The sequence below is a fragment of the Pseudomonas nabeulensis genome, assembly GCF_004682045.1.
Taxonomy (GTDB): domain Bacteria; phylum Pseudomonadota; class Gammaproteobacteria; order Pseudomonadales; family Pseudomonadaceae; genus Aquipseudomonas; species Aquipseudomonas nabeulensis.
Genome location: NZ_QUZT01000072.1, coordinates 1 through 18434, shown reverse-complemented (window position 1 = coordinate 18434; position 18434 = coordinate 1). Strand labels below are relative to the sequence as shown.

The window sequence follows — 18434 nt, the reverse complement described above, 5'->3', positions numbered from 1 at the left end:
GTTTGAACAGTTCAAACCATAAATAAATAACACCACGGCGAAATTGCCGAGTGACAGTCTGTCGCCTGGACTCCTGTTTAAAAAATCAGAGGACACGTCAGTTATCGTGGGAGCCGTAATAACAGCAGGTGAGTCAAGCCCAACGATCAAGTAGGGCAAAGTGCGAATCTCATAAGTTATTGGTCGCCTCTTTGTAGGCAAAACCACAAAGAACATTACTGCAATAAAAAGTTAATAACGCCTACACAAATGAAACCTGCTTCGTTGAGTTCTTATAAAACCGTCCTACATTTCCCACAGAAATGCCTCATAGATACCTAAATGAAAATTACCGAAGGCATACGCGTTGGCACCAAAGGTCGATCGTGGCACGATGGTCGGGTTATCGACCGAGACCCCCAAACCATGCCGCAATCCCAAGCCAAGAATCTGTCCCTGATCGCCGCCATCGACCTGGGCTCCAACAGCTTTCACATGGTCGTGGCCAAGGCCCAGAACGGTGAGATCCGCATCCTTGAGCGGCTCGGCGAGAAAGTACAGCTGGCTGCCGGTATCGACGACGAGCGCAAGCTCAATGAAGAATCCATGCAACGCGGCCTCGATTGCCTCAAGCGTTTTGCCCAGTTGATCAACGGCATGCCTCTGGGCGCCGTGCGGATCGTCGGCACCAACGCCCTGCGCGAAGCCCGCAACCGCGGCGAATTCATCCGCCGCGCCGAGGAGATCCTCGGGCACCCGGTAGAAGTCATCTCCGGCCGTGAAGAAGCGCGCCTGATCTACCTCGGGGTGTCACACACCCTGGCCGACACACCCGGCAAACGCCTGGTCGCCGACATCGGCGGTGGCAGTACCGAATTCATCATCGGCCAGCGCTTCGAACCGCTGCTGCGTGAAAGCCTGCAGATGGGTTGCGTCAGCTTTACCCAGCGTTATTTCAAGGACGGCAAGATCACCCCGGCGCGCTACGCCCAGGCCTACACGGCGGCGCGTTTGGAGATCATGAGCATCGAGCACGCCCTGCACCGCCTGACTTGGGATGAAGCGATCGGCTCGTCCGGCACCATCCGTGCCATCGGCCTGGCGCTCAAGGCGGGTGGCCATGGCACCGGTGAGGTCAACGCCGAAGGCCTGGCGTGGCTCAAGCGCAAATTGTTCAAGCTGGGCGACGCCGAGAAGATCGACTTCGACGGCATCAAGCCTGACCGTCGCGCCATCTTCCCGGCGGGCCTGGCGATTCTTGAAGCGATCTTCGACGCCCTCGAACTGCAACGCATGGACCACTGCGACGGCGCCCTGCGCGAAGGCGTGCTCTATGACCTGCTGGGCCGTCATCACCACGAAGACGTGCGTGAGCGCACCCTCAGCTCGTTGATGGAGCGCTATCACGTCGACCTGGAACAAGCCGCACGGGTGGAGCGCAAAGCCCTGCATGCCTTCGACCAGGTGGCCGAGGACTGGGACCTGGACGACGGCGTCTGGCGCGAGTTGTTGGGTTGGGCGGCCAAGGTGCACGAGGTGGGCCTGGACATCGCCCACTATCACTACCACAAGCACGGCGCCTACCTGATCGAGCACTCCGACCTGGCCGGTTTCTCCCGTGAAGACCAGCAAATGCTCGCCCTGCTGGTGCGCGGCCATCGCCGCAACATTCCCAAGGACAAGTTTGCGGAGTTCGGTGACGAAGGCATCAAGCTGATACGCCTGTGCGTGCTGCTGCGCTTTGCGATCCTGTTCCACCACATCCGTGGCACCCAGGAAATGCCCCAGGTCAAACTGCATGCCGATGGCGACAGCCTCGAAGTGATGTTCCCCAAGGGCTGGCTGGATGAGAACCAACTGACCCAGGCGGATTTCGCCCTGGAAGCGGAGTGGTTGACGCGGGTTGGATTCACGCTGAACGTGCGCTAACCCACTCTAAACAACACCGCAAAACAAAATGTGGGAGGGGGCTTGCCCCCGATGGCGGTGGCTCAGTGTCAGATGTACTGACTGACACACCGCTATCGGGGGCAAGCCCCCTCCCACATTTTTTAGTTCACAGTGAGTTTTAGTTCACCGTCAAAATCGGGCTACCCAACTTCTCCAACAACGTCGCCTGCGCACTGCGCGGGTTCTGGTTGCCGGTTGGCGTGTTGCGCACGTAGCGGCCGTCCGATTGCAGGCTCCAGCTGTGGGTGTTGTCGGTGAGGTAGCTTTCCAGCTCCTTCTTGACCCGCATGATCAGCTTCTTGCCTTCCACCGGGAAGCACGTCTCTACACGCTTATCGAGGTTGCGCTCCATCCAGTCGGCGCTGGAGAGGAACATCTGCTCCTCGCCACCGTTGAGGAAGTAGAACACCCGCGTGTGCTCCAGGAAGCGGCCGATGATCGAACGCACATGGATGTTGTGCGACACACCGACAATGCCCGGCCGCAGGCAGCACATGCCACGCACCACCAAATCAATGCGCACACCGGACTGGCTGGCCTTGTACAGCGCGCGGATGATCTTCGGATCGGTCAGCGAGTTGAACTTGGCGATGATGTGCGCAGGTTTGCCGTCGAGGGCGAACTGGGTCTCGCGGGCAATCATGTCGAGCATGCCCTTCTTGAGGGTGAACGGCGCGTGCAGCAGCTTTTTCATGCGCAGCGTCTTGCCCATGCCGATCAACTGGCTGAACAACTTGCCGACGTCTTCGCACAGGGCGTCGTCGGAGGTCAGCAGGCTGTAGTCGGTGTAGAGCTTGGCGTTGCCGGCGTGGTAGTTGCCGGTGCCCAAGTGGGCGTAGCGCACGATCTCACCGGCTTCGCGGCGCAGGATCAGCATCATCTTGGCGTGGGTCTTGAAGCCGACTACGCCGTAGATCACCACCGCACCCGCCGCTTGCAGGCGGCTGGCCAGTTGCAGGTTGGACTCTTCGTCGAACCGCGCACGCAGTTCTATCACCGCCGTCACTTCCTTACCGTTACGCGCGGCGTCCACCAGGGCATCGACGATTTCCGAGTTGGCACCGGAACGGTACAGGGTCTGGCGTACGGCCAAGACGTGCGGGTCCTTGGCGGCCTGGCGCAGCAGGTCGACCACCGGGGTAAAGGACTCGAACGGGTGCAACAGCAGGATGTCCTGCTTGCTCACCACGCTGAAAATGTTCTCGCTGTTTTGCAGCAGTTTCGGGATCTGCGGCGTGAACGGGGTGTATTGCAGCTCCGGGTGGCTGTCCAGGCCGGTGATGCTGAACAGGCGCGTCAGGTTCACCGGACCATTGACCTGGTACAGCTCGGATTCGGCCAGGTTGAACTGCTTGAGCAGGTAGTCCGACAGATGTTTGGGGCAGGTATCCGCCACCTCCAGGCGCACCGCATCGCCGTAGCGCCGCGAGAACAGCTCGCCGCGCAGGGCGCGGGCCAAGTCCTCGACGTCTTCGGAATCCAGCGCCAGGTCGGCGTTACGGGTCAGGCGGAATTGGTAGCAGCCTTTAACCTTCATGCCCTGGAACAGGTCATCGGCGTGTGCATGGATCATCGACGACAGGAATACATAGTTGTCGCCAGGCCCCCCCACCTCTTCCGGTACCTTGATGATTCGTGGCAACAGGCGCGGCGCCGGGATGATCGCCAGGCCGGAATCGCGACCGAAGGCGTCGATACCTTCCAGTTCAACGATGAAGTTGAGGCTTTTGTTCACCAGCAACGGGAACGGGTGCGTCGGGTCGAGGCCGATCGGCGTGATGATCGGCGAGATCTCGTCGCGGAAGTAACGGCGCACCCAGGTCTTGATCTTGGTGGTCCAGTGACGGCGACGGATAAAGCGGACCTGATGTTTTTCCAGTTCCGGCAGCAGGATGTCGTTGAGGATCGCGTATTGGCGGTCCACATGGCCGTGCACCAGCTCGCTGATGCGCGCCAGGGCCTGGTGCGGTTGCAGGCCGTCGGCGCCGGCTTGTTCACGGGCGAAGGTGATCTGCTTCTTGAGGCCGGCCACGCGGATTTCGAAGAACTCGTCCAGGTTGCTGGAGAAGATCAGCAGGAACTTCAGGCGCTCCAGCAACGGGTAGGACTCATCCAGCGCCTGCTCCAGCACACGGATGTTGAATTGCAGTTGGGACAGCTCGCGGTGGATGTACAGGCTGCTGTCATCCAGGTTGGTCACCGCGGCCACTGGCGCTGGAACAGGCTCGGCTGCCACGGCAGGCGGGGCCGGTTCCAGTTCCGGTGGGGTCTCGGCGACTTGTTCAACCACCGGGTGAGCGTCTTTTACGGCAACGTCTGTGAGTCCTTCGGTATTCATCGAGTGTTCCTGTGAGGGCTATGGTTGCTCTCTAAGCAATTGGGCGGCGCGGGCGGCGAAGTAGGTCAGAATGCCATCAGCCCCGGCGCGTTTAAAGGCTGTCAGGGATTCTAGGATCACCCCTTCGCTCAGCCATCCGTTCTGTATTGCAGCCATGTGCATCGCGTATTCGCCACTGACCTGATAGACAAAGGTCGGCACTTTGAATTCCTCTTTGACCCGGTAAAGGATGTCGAGGTACGGCATACCGGGCTTGACCATCACCATGTCGGCGCCTTCGGCCAGGTCGGCCGCCACTTCATGCAGGGCTTCCTGGCTGTTGGCCGGGTCCATCTGGTACGAGGCTTTATTGGCCTTGCCCAGGTTCAGGGCCGAGCCCACCGCATCGCGGAACGGCCCGTAATAGGCGCTGGCGTACTTGGCCGAGTAGGCCATGATCCGCACATTGACGTGGCCGGCCAGCTCCAGGGCTTCGCGAATCGCCTGGATGCGCCCGTCCATCATGTCCGACGGTGCAACCACCTGGGCGCCCGCGGCGGCATGGGACAAGGCTTGCTTGACCAGCGCATCAACGGTGATGTCGTTCTGAACATAGCCGTCTTCGTCGAGAATGCCATCCTGGCCGTGGGTGGTGAACGGGTCCAACGCCACGTCGGTGATCACCCCCAGCTCCGGGAAACGCTCGCGCAGGGCGCGGGTGGCGCGCTGGGCGATGCCCTCCGGGTTCCAGGCTTCGGCGGCATCCAGGGATTTGAGTTCAGACGGCGTCACCGGGAACAGCGCCAGCGCCGGAATCCCCAGTTCGACCCAACCCGCCGCCTCGATCAGCAACTGATCAATGGTCAAGCGCTCCACACCCGGCATCGACGCCACCGCCTCACGCCGGTTTTCACCGTCGAGCACAAACACCGGCAGGATCAGATCATTCGTCGTCAGCACGTTTTCACGCACCAGGCGGCGAGAAAAATCATCACGACGATTGCGACGCAGGCGGGTGGCGGGGAACAGGCGATTGGCAGGGGTAAAGCTCACGACAGACTCCTGAGCCCGCATCCACGGGCGAGCGTTGCAGTTATAAGCGGCCATTATGACGAAGGTATGACAGTTGTGCTTGCCGATGCGACCTGTAGCCGCATTCGTCATTTATGTAGGAATTGTTCACTTCATGACACATCTCGATACTTTCATGAATGTTCACGAAGGCGTAGGCTGCGCGTTCATTTCGCCAGCACCCCCAGACCATGCTTCAACAATTTCTGCATGACTTCGGCTACTTTGCGCTCTTCCTGGGCACCTTTTTCGAAGGCGAGACCATCCTGGTTCTCGCAGGCTTCCTGGCATTCCGTGGGTACATGGATATCAACCTGGTGGTGGTCGTTGCCTTCTTCGGCAGCTACGCCGGCGACCAGCTTTGGTACTACATGGGCCGCAAGCACGGTCGCAAGCTGCTGGCGCGCAAGCCGCGCTGGCAATTGATGGGGGATAAGGCCATGGAGCATATCCGCAAACATCCGGATATCTGGGTGCTGAGCTTCCGCTTCGTCTACGGGTTGCGCACCGTCATGCCCGTGGCCATTGGGCTTTCCGGCTACCCACCGTTGCGCTACCTGATCCTCAACGGCATCGGCGCGGCAATCTGGGCGGTGGCGCTGGGCGCTGCGGCGTATCACTTCGGTGCGGTGCTGGAAGGCATGCTGGGCAGCGTCAAGAAGTACGAACTGTGGGTACTCGGCGCGCTGCTGGTACTGGGCTTCGGCCTGTGGCTGCGTCGCCGTTTCAAGAACGCGCGCATCGCTCGCGAGGCCTGTGCCGAGGCCAAGGCCCGGCTCGCTGCCGAGCCGGCGCCGGTGCAGACGCCTAAGACGCCAATCGAGTAAGCCGGTCTCTGCAACAGTAGAGGCCGATCACGCTGAGCAGGCTGTAACTCACCAGGCCCAGCCAGCCCAAGTGGCTGGCTGGCCACAGTCCCACCAGCGGCGCCAGCCATACCAACGGTACATTCAGTGCCAGGCGTGCCAGTTCGGCCTTGAGTGCCCACGGGCGATTCTCCAAGGCCACGCCCAAGGTAAACAACCCCAGCGCCATCGCACTCCAACCCAGGATCAGCGCCGCCGTGGGCAATCCTTCGCCGAAATTCATCAGATAACTGCCAAAACCCACATACGCCGCAAATTGCAGGGCGATGTACACCTGTTGGCGCACATCCAGCGGCACCTCGAATTTGCGGAACTGACTCAGGTCGTGCTTGGCCAGCGGGTACTTGGCCTTCACGTCCGCCGGGCGCCAGCCGGTGTGCATGAACCAGATGCGCAGCTTGTCCCACCAACGCTCGGTGCGCCGCGCATCACTCCACAGCTGTGCATAAAACTGCAAGTTGGCCCATAGCGGATTCCAGCTGGCCAGCGGCGTGGTCACGCCGAAAATTACCGGCTCGTTGTCGTCTTCTTCCTGGTACGTACCGAACAGGCGGTCCCAAATAATGAACACCCCGCCGTAGTTGCGATCCATGTAGAGAGCGTTCTGTGCATGGTGGGCCCGATGGTTGGACGGCGTGACAAAGAACCACTCGTACCAGCCGAGCTTCGGCACATGACGGGTGTGCACCCAGAATTGATACAGCAGGTTAAGGGACGCCACGCTGATAAACACCACCAGCGGCACGCCGACCACGGCCAGCGGCAGGTAGAAGATCCAGCTCAGCAGAAAGCCGGTGCTGGTCTGGCGCAGGGCCGTGCTGAGGTTGTAGTCCTCGCTCTGGTGATGCACCGAGTGCGCGGCCCAGAGGATATTGCGCTCGTGGCCCATGCGGTGCAGCCAGTAGTAGCAGAAGTCATAGAACACAAAGGCGAACACCCAGGTCCAAACGCTGTGGGCCGAGAGTTCAAACAGTGCCAGGTGCTTGAGGGCGAACGCGTAGGTCAAAATCCCCACGCCTTTGGTCAGCAGCCCCGTAGTGGTGGACAGCACCCCGGTACTGAGGCTGTTGATGGCATCTGCGACGCGGTAGTTGCGTTCGCCACGCCAGCGGTCGGCGAGCAGCTCCACCACGATCAAGGCGATGAAAAACGGTACCGCATAAGGCACGAAGTCCATGGTCTGGTCCGGTTTGTTTTTGTTACATCTAGAGTAGGTGTAGCGGCGCCAGACCCCATTGGCAACAGGTGACAAATTAGTAGACATTTAACGCCATGACCCCAGGAGAAATGCCCATGAGCAAAAAGATTGCAGTGATCCTTTCCGGCTGCGGCGTGTACGACGGTGCAGAGATCCATGAAAGCGTGATCACCTTGCTGCGCCTGGACCAGCGCGGCGCTCAGGTCCAATGCTTTGCCCCCGATATTGCCCAACTGCACGTGATCAACCACCTGACCGGCGAAGAGATGCCCGAGTCACGCAACGTGCTGGTGGAGTCGGCGCGCATCGCCCGAGGTGAGGTGAAGGACATCCGCGAAGCCAATGTGGAAGACTTCGATGCGCTGATCGTGCCGGGCGGGTTTGGCGCGGCAAAGAACCTGTCCAACTTTGCAGTTGAAGGCGCGGGTTGCAGCGTCAATCCGCAGGTACTGGAATTGGCCGAGGCGTTTGCCGAAGCCGGCAAACCCGTGGGGTTGATCTGCATTTCGCCAGCGCTGGCGGCGAAGATCTATGGTCCAGGCGTGACGTGCACCATCGGCAACTGTCCCGATACGGCGGCAGCCTTGGACAAGATGGGCGCCACCCACCAAGAGTGCTCGGTGGAAGATATCGTCGAAGACAGGGCGCGCAAGCTGGTGAGCACGCCGGCCTATATGGTGGGCAAGAACATCAGTGAAGTGGCTTCGGGGATCAACAAGCTCGTAGACCGCGTGCTGGAACTCACCCACGAAAACGACTGAACACCTTGTAGTGAGCGGGCTTGTCCCGCGCTGGGGGGCGAAGCCGCCCCAAATCCATACAACTGGGTCTAACTGAAACACCAAGGTGACTGGGTTTAGGGCGGCTTCGCCCCCCAGCGCGGGACAAGCCCGCTCACTACAATCAGGGTTGGCGCATCAGTCGAGTGAGGATTCGGTCCAGGGCATTGGCAAATGCCTGCTTGTCCTTCTCCCCATGGGGCGGTGGCCCGCCGCCCATCTGGCCCTGTTCACGCAGATCGGTGAACAGGTTGCGCACCGCCAGGCGTTCACTCATGTTCGCCGGGCTGAACTCCTTGCCCCGTGGGTCGAGCGCGGTCACGCCCTTTTTCACCAGGCGATCGGCCAGGGGCACGTCGCTGCAAATCACCAGTTCACCGGGCACTGCGTGTTCCACCAGATAGTCATCCGCCGCGTCAGGCCCGCTGGGTACCACCACCAGCTTCACGCAGGAAAAGCTCGGTTTGATCTGGCTTTGCCCCGCCACCAGCACCACTTCGAACTGGCGCTTGAGGGCGAACTTGACCACCTGGTCCTTGGCCGCCCGAGGGCAGGCGTCGGCATCGATCCATACGCGCATAACGCACCTATCCTCAATAATACAAATCCAATGTGGGAGGGGGCTTGCCCCCGATAGCAGTGGGTCAGTCAATACATCGGGTGACTGATACATCGCCATCGGGGGCAAGCCCCCTCCCACACTGTTAAGCAGTAACGCGGCGTTTTTCGGCCAGGCGGCTGCGGCCATACAGCACCACAATCGCCAGGATCGCCACTGCTTGCGCACTCAGCGAGTACGCATCGGCATGAATCCCCAGCCAGTCAAAGTCAAAGAACGCCACCGGCCGCGTACCGAAGATTCCGGCTTCTTGCAGCGCTTTCACGCCATGCCCGGCGAACACCACCGACAACGCGCACAGCAGCGCCGCGTTGATGCCGAAGAACAGCGCCAACGGCAACTTCGCCGAACCCCGCAGGATCACCCACGCCAGGCCCATCAGCAGCACCAGCGCCGTGGCGCCACCGGCCAATACCGCGTTGTGCCCGGCCGGGCCGGCTTGCAGCCACAGGGTTTCGTAAAACAGGATCACCTCGAACAACTCGCGGTACACCGAGAAGAACGCCAGCAGCGCAAAACCAAAGCGTCCACCGCCGCTCACCAGACTGCTCTTGATGTAGTCCTGCCAGGCCGCCGCGTGGCGACGGTCGTGCATCCACACGCCCAGCCACAGCACCATCACACTGGCGAACAGCGCGGTGCAGCCTTCAAGCAGCTCACGCTGGGCACCGCTGACGTCAATCACATACGCCGCCAACGCCCAGGTGGCCAGGCCGGCCAATAGCGCCAGGCCCCAGCCGACATTGACGCTGCGCACCGCCGATTGCTGGCCGGTATTACGCAGGAACGCCAGGATCGCCGCCAATACCAGAATCGCTTCCAGGCCTTCGCGCAGCAAAATCAGCAAGCCAGAGATATAGCTCAGCGACCAGCTCAAGCCATCGCTGCCCAGCAGGCCGGCGGATTCGGTGAGCTTGGCCTTGGCCACGTCCAGGCGCTGTTGCACCTGTTCGACCGGCAAGCCGTCCTGCAAGGATTGCCGATAGGCCATCAGCGCCTTCTCAGTGTCCTTGCGCACGTTGGCGTCGACGTTATCCAGGGAGCTTTCCACCAGCTCGAAGCCTTCCAGGTACGCGGCCACCGACAGGTCATAGGCCTGTTCGTGGTCTCCGTTGCGGAAGGCGGCGAGGCTCTTGTCCAAGGTGGTCGCGGTGTAGTCGAGCAATTGCGCTGGGCCACGCTTGACCTGCGGCGGCTGCGCACGCTGGGCGCGGAAGGTCGCGGCGACGGCTGGGCCGCTGGCGGCAAGGACTTCATTGGGGGTCTGGCGGGCCAGATCGGCGAGATTGAAGGGTTGCTCGCTTTTCGCAGCGGCCGGGTCAGCGGTGAAACCCGCGATATACGTGGCCAGGTCCCAACGTTGACGATCATCCAACTGGTCGGCAAAGGACGGCATGTCGGTGCCTTCAACGCCAAGGCCCAAGGTGTTGTAGATCGCGTACAGGCTCAGGCGGTCCAAGCGTGCCGCATCCGTCAGGTTGGCCGGCGGCGGCGTCATGCCCATGCCTGCCGGGCCGTCGCCTGCACCGGCAGTGCCGTGGCACACCGAGCAGTGCTGGGCGTAGAGCGGTGCGCCGCGAGTGGCGTCGGGTGTGATCGCCGGCGCCTGGCTGACTTCATAGGCCACTGCCAGTTGCGCCCCCAATTGACGAGCTTGCCGAGCGACGGCTGCACCGTCCTGATGGGCAGTTACAGCCGCTAACAGTTCATCGACCCCCTTCACCAAACCCGCGCGCTCCGGACGTTCCGGCAGTTGTGCCACCAGGCCTTGCAACACCCCGAGAAACTCCACCTGTTCACGGTATTCGGCGTCATCGATTACCTTGCCCGCCTCCACCGTGGGAGGGTAGTCAGCACCAACGTAGTCCAGCAAATGCAGGGCTTGTGAGGCGCCCTCGGCAGTCGCGGCCAGCAGATTGACGCTGCACGACATCAACGCCGGCAACAGCAGCCAGGCGAAAAAACGGAAGGGGGCAGTCATGAATGAATCTCAAGGGGAAATACGAAGTAACACATTGTTGAGCCTTAAAGGGTTTGACTCAAGGCGTAAGTGATTTGGCGCTTAAAAGGCGGGGAATTTTTAGAAACGGGGTAGTGGCATTTTTGGCGATTTCTCTAGGGCAAAAAGCCATTGTTTTGCCAGTAATGCCGCTTATAATGCCGCCCCCTGTTAGTGCGAAAGGGAATTGAGTTCCTCGTTTTTATGAGGAATTACCACATTGGTTGATACGCTCAGGGAAGAAGTTTGCATGGCAGTTCGCGCCTTAACTCCGCTCGCGCTAGCGGCGGTGACCTTGCTCTCCGGCTGTTCGATGTTCCGCAGCTACGATACCGAGCTGCAAGCCACCAACCAGCAATTGGCCACCGGCAACGTCGATGCCGCCTTGACCTTGCTGGAGAAGAACAACACCGGCGAAGACAAGGACCTGCTCTATTTCTTCGAAAAAGGTGAGCTGCTGCGCGCCAAGGGCGACCTGACCGGCAGCCAGACCGCGTGGCGCAGCGCCGACCTGCAAGTCTACAAGTGGGAAGAATCGGTCAAGTTCGACAGCGAAAAATACCTCGCCCAGTTCGGCAGCTTCCTGGTCAACGACAAGGTGCGTCGCTACGAAGGCTATGACTACGAAAAAGTCATGCTGACCACCCAGATGGCCCTGAACCTGCTGGCCCTGAACGACTTCGACGGCGCCCGCACCGAGATCAAGAAGACCCACGAACGCGAAGCCGTCATCGCCGACCTGCGCGACAAGGAATACCTCAAGCGCGAAGACGAGGCCCAGCGCGAAGGTGTGACCACCCAGATGAAAGACCTGCGTGGTTACCCGGTGGAAGCCCTGGACGCACCAGAAGTGGTCGGCCTGAAAAACAGCTACCAGAGTGCGTTCAGCCATTACCTGGCCGGGTTTGTCTACGAAGCCCTGGGTGAAAAAGACCTGGCCGCGCCCGGTTATCGCAAAGCCGCTGAACTACGCCCCAACACCCCGCTGCTGGAACAGGCACTCCTGGACCTGGACAAATCCAAGGTCGGCGCCGATGAAACCGACGTGCTGATCGTGGTCCAGAGCGGCCTGGCGCCGGCCCGCGACTCGATTCGCCTGCCGCTGCCGATTCCGATCAATGGCAACCTGGTTATCACGCCGCTGTCATTCCCGGTAATCAAGGCCGATACCTCCACGGCGACCTTCGCCCAAATCGGCGTCGACGGTCAGCAACAGAACCTCACCGCCCTCAACAGCACCACCGCCATGTCCCGCCGCGCCTTGCGCGATGACATGCCCGGAATCATCCTGCGCACCACCGTGCGGGCGGTCACCCGAGGTGTCGCGCAAAACAACCTGAACAAGACCAACCCCATGGCCGGCCTGGTGCTGGGCATCGCTTCGGCGATCACTGAAGGCGCAGACACGCGTACCTGGCGCACCCTGCCGGACATGACTCAGGTGACCCGCCTGCGCCTCAAGCACGGCGAGCATCAGGTCAGCCTGCCCAGCGCCCTGGGCGGCACGCTGGTGACGGTCAAGGCCGATCAACGCTACCAGGTGATCACCTTGCGCGTGGTCGGCAACCAGGTGTTCGCCGGGGGCCTGGCAGCCCACGTGCTGCCGAACCCTGCCACCCAGGCCCTCGCCCTCAAACAACCTTAAGGAGCACGCTATGCGTCATTTCATTCTCGGCGCCCTGGCGCTGGTCCTGCTGGCCGGTTGCGCCACCCCGCCGCCACCGGAACCCGGCAGCGCTGCGAGCAAAATCGTGGTGATGGGCAAGTTCAAGGGCATCGCCGTCGGCGCCATCCGCGTGGCGCGCGAGAACGGTTTTCTCACCGCCAAGGTGCAGTTGAGCAACATCACCAGCAGCAACCAGACGATGTATTACCGCTTCGCCTGGCTCGGCGCCGACGGCTTCCCGGTGGGCGATGAAGACACCTGGAAAGTGCTGAACCTGTACGCCAATCAGGCGACCTTCCTGCCGGCCATTGCCAATCTGCCTCAGGCTGCGGACTTCCGCCTTGAAGTGAAGACACCTTGAAGCCCAACCCTATTCAGTTCCAGAGAGATTTCCCCATGTTTGCACGCTTTTCGATCCTCGCCGTGGTGGCCGTGCTGGCCAGCGGTTGCGCCAACACTTCGCCGGTTCTGGGCAGCAAGAACATCAGCTACGGCGACACCAAGGCCGTGGAGACGGTAACCAATGAGTTCGGTTCCACCGACCTGCAAATGATCGCCGAGAGCATGACCCGCTCCCTCGCCCAGTCCGGCATCCTGCAAGGCCGCCCGGTGGTGCAGGTGTACGACGTGAAGAACAAGACCAGCGAGTACATCGATACCCGCGAGATCACCACGTCGATCAAGACCCAGTTGATGAAGACCGGCACCGCACGCTTCGCCAGCGACAACACCGACATGCAGAGCCAGGTCGACCAACTCAAGCTGCAAAACCAGAGCGGCCTGTACAAGAAGTCCACGGTCAGCAAGACCGGCAACATGGTCGCCGCCAAGTACCGCCTGGAAGGCTCCATCAGCTCCATCGTCAAGCGCAGCGCGGACTACAAGGACGTGTTCTACAAATTCAGCCTGCAACTGGTCGACGTCGAGAGCGGCCTGGCTGAATGGATGGACGAAAAAGAAATCCGCAAGACCACGGAGCGCTAAGCAATGCGTGCATGGATCGGCATGATCGGCCTGCTGTGCGCCTTTTGCGCCTCGGCCGCTCCGAAAATCGCGGTGACCGACCTGGCCTACGAGGCGCGGGTCGAGGAATACATTCACCAGGTTTCGGCCAGCAACAACTTCCAGGCCAGTGCCTACCACGCCAGCGGCGCGTCGAACTACAGCGAGTACGAAAGCCGTACCAGCTACATCGAGCAGACCGAGCTGCGTAAGTTCAGCGGCGATATCAAGGGCGAGATCCTCAAGTCCCGGCAGTTCCAACTGGTGCAGGGCACGCCCTATACCGCCGATGCCAAGGGTGACGTCTACGACGTGATCAAGCGCATCAAGGCCGGCAACTTCAAAGGTGCCGACTACGTGCTGTTCGGCACCCTGTCGGACATCGACTTCACCCAGGACATCAACGCCCTGGACCACACCAACAGCTACTCAGCGGTGCTGGGCCTGACGTTGGTGGCAGACTTCAGCCTGATCAATACCCGCACCTACGAGATCACCTCGGCGTTTACTGCCATGGGTGAAGGCCAGGACACCAAGCTGGTGAACAGCCGCGATGTACGCGTGAGCCTGAACCGGCCGCGTGTGGTCAAGGAAGTATCGAAAGCGTTGGGTGAGGATGTGGCGCGGCAGTTGGCGGAGCAGTTGGGCGGTGGCTATCAAGAGCCGGGCCAACCGGCGTTGCGCAATAACCTGCCGAGGGATGAAGCGCCGAAGATCTTGCGCTGAAATTTCACAAACACCACAAAACCAATGTGGGAGGGGGCTTGCCCCCGATAGCGGTGGGTCAGCGACAGATTAGCTGACTGACAGACCGTCATCGGGGGCAAGCCCCCTCCCACATTTGAACCCAGTTTCTTCAGTTAAGCCGTCGCACGATGCAGGCTGGCGAGGAACCCCGCCGCCCCGACGAACAACCCGGCAAACGTCCGATTCATCCGCTTCTGCTGCTTCGGCGTGCGCAACAACCGCAACACCTTCGACGCCAACCCCGTATACCCCGCCATCACGATCATATCCACGCAGATCATCGTCGCGCCCAGGATCACATACTGAATCAGCAACGGCGCCTGCGGATTCACGAACTGCGGCAGCACGGCCAGCATGAACACCAACGCCTTGGGGTTGCTGGCGTTAACCAAAAAGCCTCGGAACATCATCGCCATCGGCTTGCCGATCGGGCGCACGGCCGCTTCATCGGTCATGTCCATCGGCAAGGCGCGCCATTGCTTGATGGCCAGATACACCAGGTACGCCACGCCGAACCACTTGATCGCATAGAACGCAGTGGACGACGCCGCCAAAATGGCACCCAGGCCGCCGGCGACCACGGCAATTTGCATCGCCAGGCCAATTTGCAAGCCAATGGCATTCCAGTAACCGCGCACAAAACCGTATTGCAGGCCGCTGGACATCGAGGCGATAGCGCCCGCGCCAGGGGAAAGGGAGATGATCCAACTGGCCAGGAAAAAGGCCAGCCATGTATCGAGTGCCATTACACACCTCGTAGCAAATTCGTCGTAAGCGGTAAGCTAACTCCGAGCACCGAGGCCTGGCTATAGAATTTTTACGCGGGAGAGATCCAGCGGCGCACCGAACGTTGGAAGAACAGGCTGTTGGGCACCTGCACCATCGCGCTGTCGGTACCCGCTTCGGCGACTTCGATCAGCGTGGTGTACAGCAGGTTGATCGCCACGACGCGGCCTTTTACGCCTGGTTTGTCGACGGTATCCACCAACTCGACAATATCCCCGAGACGAAACGGGCCGACGGTGAAAATCAGGATTGCACACAGCAGGTTGGACAGCACCGACCACATGGCGAAGAACGCGACGGCCGCAACCGCGACAAACCCCGACAGCGCGGTCCACAACACCGTGGCCGACACACCCAGGCGGCCCAGCACGAAGATCAGCGCGCTGCCCATGATCAACCAACGCAAACCACCGCGCAGTGGCATCAGCAATTGCGGCGGGAACGGGTAGCGCTCGCCCAGGCGCGTAAGGCCTTTGGCGACAAAACGCTGGGCCAGGTAGCCGGCCAGCAGGATCAGCAGGATCTGCACGCCGATCCACACGGGCTCGATCCATTGCGCCGGCAGAGGCAGTTGCAGCGCTTCCATCAGGACAGCGCCTCCAGCTCCGCTTGCAGCGATTCCAGCAGTTCGAGAGCTTCCATCCAGGTTTCCTCCAACTGTCCTTCGCGCACCTTGAGCTTGGCCTGTTCCGCCAGCAGGTCACGCAATTCGTCCTTGCGGGCGGCTTCGTACACGGCGCTGTCACCCAAGCTGGCTTCGATCTTGGCCAGGCGCTCATGCACCTTGCCCAGCTCGGCTTCGAGCTTGTCGGCTTCACGCTTGTGCGGGGCCAACTGTTGGCGCAACGCAGCGGCGGCCTGGCGCTGGGCTTTCTTGTCGGTCTTGTCCGGGTTGACCGGGGTGTTGCTGACCGGCGCGTTGCGCAGGCGGTAATCCGTCAGCCAGCGCGCGTAGTCGTCGAGGTCGCCATCGAACTCTTCGACCTTGCCGTCGGCCACCAGCAGGAAGTTGTCAGTGGTGCTCTTGAGCAAGTGGCGATCGTGAGACACCACCAATACCGCACCGCTGAACTCCTGCAACGCCATGGTCAGCGCCAGGCGCATTTCCAGGTCCAGGTGGTTGGTGGGCTCGTCGAGCAGCAACAGGTTCGGGCGGTCCCAGGCGATCAACGCCAGGGCCAGGCGGGCTTTTTCGCCGCCGGAGAAGTTCAGCACCGGCTCATCGATGCGCGCGCCACGGAAGTCGAAACCACCAAGAAAGTCGCGCAGGGTCTGCTCGCGCTCGGTCGGCGCCAGGCGTTGCAGATGCAGCAACGGGCTGGCCTTCGAGTCCAGCGAGTCCAACTGGTGCTGGGCGAAGTAGCCCACCACCGTGTTCTCGCCACGGGTCAAGCGACCGGCCAGCGGCGAAAGCTCGCCCGACAGGTTCTTGATCAGCGTCGACTTGCCCGCGCCGTTGGGGCCGAGCAAACCAATGCGTGCGCCCGGCGTGAGTTGCAACTTGACCTTCTCCAGGATGGTTTTGTCGCCATAACCCAGGCGCGCGTCCGAGAGGTCCAACAGCGGGCTGGAGATTTTCACCGATTCGCGGAACACAAAATCGAATGGCGAATCAACGTGGGCCGCCGACAGTTCTTCCATGCGTTCCAGGGCCTTGATCCGGCTCTGGGCCTGGCGGGCCTTGGTGGCCTGGGCCTTGAACCGGGCAATGTAGCTTTCCATGTGCGCACGTTGCGCCTGTTGCTTCTCGTAGGCCTGTTGCTGCTGGGCCAGGCGCTCGGCGCGGGCGCGCTCGAACGCGGTGTAGCCACCACGGTAGAGGGTGATTTTCTTCTGTTCGACGTGGGCGATGTTGTCGACCACGGCGTCGAGGAAATCCCGGTCGTGGGAAATCAGCAGCAAGGTGCCCTGGTAGCTCTTGAGGAAATCTTCCAGCCACAGGATCGCATCGAGGTCCAAGTGGTTGGTCGGTTCGTCGAGCAGCAACAGGTCCGAGGGGCACATCAGCGCCTGGGCCAGGTTCAGGCGCATGCGCCAGCCGCCGGAAAAGTCCGCGACCGGGCGATCCATCTGTTCGTTGGTAAAGCCCAAACCGGCGAGCATCTTGCGGGCGCGGGCGTCGGCGGTGTAGCCGTCGGCACTGTCCAGTTCCGCGTGCAGGCGCGCTTGGGCCGCGCCGTCCTGGGCTTTCTCGGCCTCGGCGAGGTCATGCTGCACCTGGCGCAGGCGCAAGTCGCCATCGAGCACGTAGTCGATCGCGATGCGGTCCAGGGTGTCGATCTCCTGGCGCATATGGGCGATGCGCCAGTCGGCCGGCAGCAGGCAGTCCCCGGAATCCGGGGTCAGCTCACCCAGCAACAGGGCAAACAACGTGGATTTGCCGGCGCCGTTGGCACCGATCAGGCCGGCTTTGTGACCGGCGTGCAGGGTCAGCTCGGCGTCTTCGAGAAGACGTTGCGGGCCACGCTGTAATGTTAGGCTTTGAAGTCGGATCATAATGGCGGCGGAGTCTACCAGCTTCGTTGGCCGCTGGCTTGGGTGTGAATATGTGCGCTGACCTGTGGAGCTTTGCCCTCTCGACTTACGCCCGCCCGGGTGTCGAAGCCGCTTGCCTGCGCTTGCAGGAGCAAGGCGCGGATGTGTGCCTGTTGCTGTGTGGCGCGTGGCTGGAGCAGCGCGGTGTTGCGCTGGAACCGCAGCGCGTGCAGGCATTGCAACAGCTTGCCCGGCCGTGGCAGGCACACGTGATCGAGCCGCTGCGGCGCGTACGTGTGCAATGGCGCACCATGGCGCAGCAGGATGAGCCGTTGGCTGCGTTACGAGAGCGGGTCAAAACCCTGGAGCTGGATGCCGAGCGGCAGTTGCTGATGCGTCTGGAAGCGTTGGCGCAGACATGGCCGACGGATGCTTCGTGTCACTCGCCGTGGTTGGAAGGACTGGCGACTGAGGATGCCGCCAACCTTGACCACGACGCGCTGCAGCAGCTGCGCGTCGTGGTCACCGGCACTTAGGAAGCGCTGGTTGGAGTGGTGCTTGGCGCTACCGGTGCAGGCGTGCTGCTGGCCGGTGCGGTTGGAGCGGTGGACGCAGCCGGGGCAGCAGCAGGCGCAGCTGGCTTGGCGGGCGCTGGTTTCGCAGCGGCGGGCTTTGCAACAGCAGGTTTGGCAGCTGGCTTGGCCGCTGGTTTCGCAGCAGCAGGTTTAGCCGCTGGCTTGGCCGCTGGTTTTGCAGCAGCGGTTCTAGCAGCTGGCTTGGCCGCTGGTTTTGCAGCAGCGGTTTTAACAGCTGGCTTGGCCGCTGGTTTCGCAGCAGCAGGTTTGGCAGCTGGCTTGGCCGCTGGTTTTGCAGCAGCGGTTTTAGCCGCTGGCTTAGCGGCTGGTTTTGCAGCAGCAGTTTTAGCAGCTGGCTTAGCGGCTGGTTTTGCAGCAGCGGTTCTAGCAGCTGGCTTAGCGGCT

Annotated in this window: 17 protein-coding genes; 8 read left to right on the top strand and 9 right to left on the bottom strand. The window is 61.4% G+C overall.

The window, feature by feature from the left end; all coding sequences use genetic code 11:
- Window positions 1-405: 405 nt before the first annotated feature.
- The gene (gene ppx / locus DYL61_RS26515; RefSeq protein WP_167498000.1) at window positions 406-1908 is read left to right on the top strand and encodes an exopolyphosphatase; all 1503 of its coding nucleotides are present in this window, start codon (window positions 406-408) and stop codon (window positions 1906-1908) included.
- A gap of 139 nt (window positions 1909-2047) precedes the next feature.
- Here ppx and ppk1 read toward each other — a convergent pair whose 3' ends face one another.
- Window positions 2048-4267 carry a polyphosphate kinase 1 gene (ppk1, locus tag DYL61_RS26510; protein ID WP_135310794.1) on the bottom strand — a complete coding sequence of 740 codons (2220 nt, stop codon included), beginning with the start codon at window positions 4265-4267 and terminating at the stop codon, window positions 2048-2050.
- Between the two features lie 18 nt (window positions 4268-4285).
- Window positions 4286-5299, bottom strand: coding sequence for a porphobilinogen synthase (gene hemB, locus DYL61_RS26505; protein ID WP_135310793.1), 1014 nt, complete (start codon window positions 5297-5299; stop codon window positions 4286-4288).
- 209 nt (window positions 5300-5508) lie between these two features.
- Here hemB and DYL61_RS26500 point away from each other — a divergent pair, with 209 nt between their 5' ends.
- Window positions 5509-6144, top strand: coding sequence for a DedA family protein (locus tag DYL61_RS26500; protein WP_135310792.1), 636 nt, complete (start codon window positions 5509-5511; stop codon window positions 6142-6144).
- Here the strand turns inward: DYL61_RS26500 and DYL61_RS26495 are convergent.
- A complete protein-coding gene (locus tag DYL61_RS26495) occupies window positions 6125-7360 on the bottom strand; it encodes a sterol desaturase family protein (protein ID WP_135310791.1) in 1236 nt (411 codons plus the stop codon). The two genes, DYL61_RS26500 and DYL61_RS26495, sit on opposite strands and share 20 nt — an antisense overlap.
- 116 nt (window positions 7361-7476) lie before the next feature.
- Between DYL61_RS26495 and elbB the strand changes: the two genes are divergently transcribed.
- Complete coding sequence (gene elbB / locus DYL61_RS26490; RefSeq protein WP_135310790.1) at window positions 7477-8142, top strand: isoprenoid biosynthesis glyoxalase ElbB; 666 nt, start codon at window positions 7477-7479, stop codon at window positions 8140-8142.
- A gap of 142 nt (window positions 8143-8284) precedes the next feature.
- Here elbB and DYL61_RS26485 read toward each other — a convergent pair whose 3' ends face one another.
- Together DYL61_RS26485 and DYL61_RS26480 are read right to left on the bottom strand one after the other, a co-directional pair.
- Window positions 8285-8740, bottom strand: a complete 456-nt coding sequence (locus DYL61_RS26485) for a YaiI/YqxD family protein (protein ID WP_135310789.1) — start codon at window positions 8738-8740, stop codon at window positions 8285-8287.
- Between the two features lie 124 nt (window positions 8741-8864).
- A complete protein-coding gene (locus DYL61_RS26480) occupies window positions 8865-10760 on the bottom strand; it encodes a cytochrome c/FTR1 family iron permease (RefSeq protein WP_135310788.1) in 1896 nt (631 codons plus the stop codon).
- A 268-nt stretch (window positions 10761-11028) separates the two neighbouring features.
- Between DYL61_RS26480 and DYL61_RS26475 the strand changes: the two genes are divergently transcribed.
- The 4 genes from DYL61_RS26475 to DYL61_RS26460 are packed head-to-tail and all read left to right on the top strand — an operon-like array spanning window position 11029 to window position 14172.
- Window positions 11029-12423 carry a COG3014 family protein gene (locus DYL61_RS26475; protein WP_135310787.1) on the top strand — a complete coding sequence of 465 codons (1395 nt, stop codon included), beginning with the start codon at window positions 11029-11031 and terminating at the stop codon, window positions 12421-12423.
- A 10-nt stretch (window positions 12424-12433) separates the two neighbouring features.
- Window positions 12434-12805, top strand: coding sequence for a YcfL family putative periplasmic lipoprotein (locus tag DYL61_RS26470; RefSeq protein WP_017530843.1), 372 nt, complete (start codon window positions 12434-12436; stop codon window positions 12803-12805).
- Window positions 12806-12840: 35 nt separating this feature from the next.
- A complete protein-coding gene (gene lpoB, locus DYL61_RS26465; RefSeq protein ID WP_135310786.1) occupies window positions 12841-13428 on the top strand; it encodes a penicillin-binding protein activator LpoB in 588 nt (195 codons plus the stop codon).
- 3 nt (window positions 13429-13431) lie between these two features.
- Window positions 13432-14172 (top strand): penicillin-binding protein activator LpoB, encoded by a 741-nt coding sequence (locus DYL61_RS26460; RefSeq protein ID WP_135310785.1) that lies wholly within the window; start codon window positions 13432-13434, stop codon window positions 14170-14172.
- A gap of 134 nt (window positions 14173-14306) precedes the next feature.
- On the opposite strand, the gene DYL61_RS26455 is transcribed toward DYL61_RS26460, so the two are convergent.
- From DYL61_RS26455 to DYL61_RS26445, 3 genes are all read right to left on the bottom strand, one after another.
- Complete coding sequence (locus DYL61_RS26455; protein WP_135310784.1) at window positions 14307-14939, bottom strand: LysE family transporter; 633 nt, start codon at window positions 14937-14939, stop codon at window positions 14307-14309.
- A 71-nt stretch (window positions 14940-15010) separates the two neighbouring features.
- Window positions 15011-15565: a mechanosensitive ion channel family protein gene (locus DYL61_RS26450; protein WP_105697268.1), complete on the bottom strand. Its 555-nt coding sequence runs from the start codon at window positions 15563-15565 to the stop codon at window positions 15011-15013.
- Window positions 15565-17475: an ATP-binding cassette domain-containing protein gene (locus DYL61_RS26445; protein ID WP_135310783.1), complete on the bottom strand. Its 1911-nt coding sequence runs from the start codon at window positions 17473-17475 to the stop codon at window positions 15565-15567. Before DYL61_RS26445 ends, DYL61_RS26450 begins: the two co-directional genes overlap by 1 nt.
- Window positions 17476-17525: 50 nt before the next feature.
- Here DYL61_RS26445 and DYL61_RS26440 point away from each other — a divergent pair, with 50 nt between their 5' ends.
- Window positions 17526-17990: a TIGR02444 family protein gene (locus DYL61_RS26440; protein ID WP_135310782.1), complete on the top strand. Its 465-nt coding sequence runs from the start codon at window positions 17526-17528 to the stop codon at window positions 17988-17990.
- Here DYL61_RS26440 and DYL61_RS26435 read toward each other — a convergent pair.
- The coding region (locus tag DYL61_RS26435) for a hypothetical protein (RefSeq protein WP_193559461.1) at window positions 17987-18434 on the bottom strand (448 nt) is incomplete at its 5' end. The genes DYL61_RS26440 and DYL61_RS26435 overlap by 4 nt on opposite strands.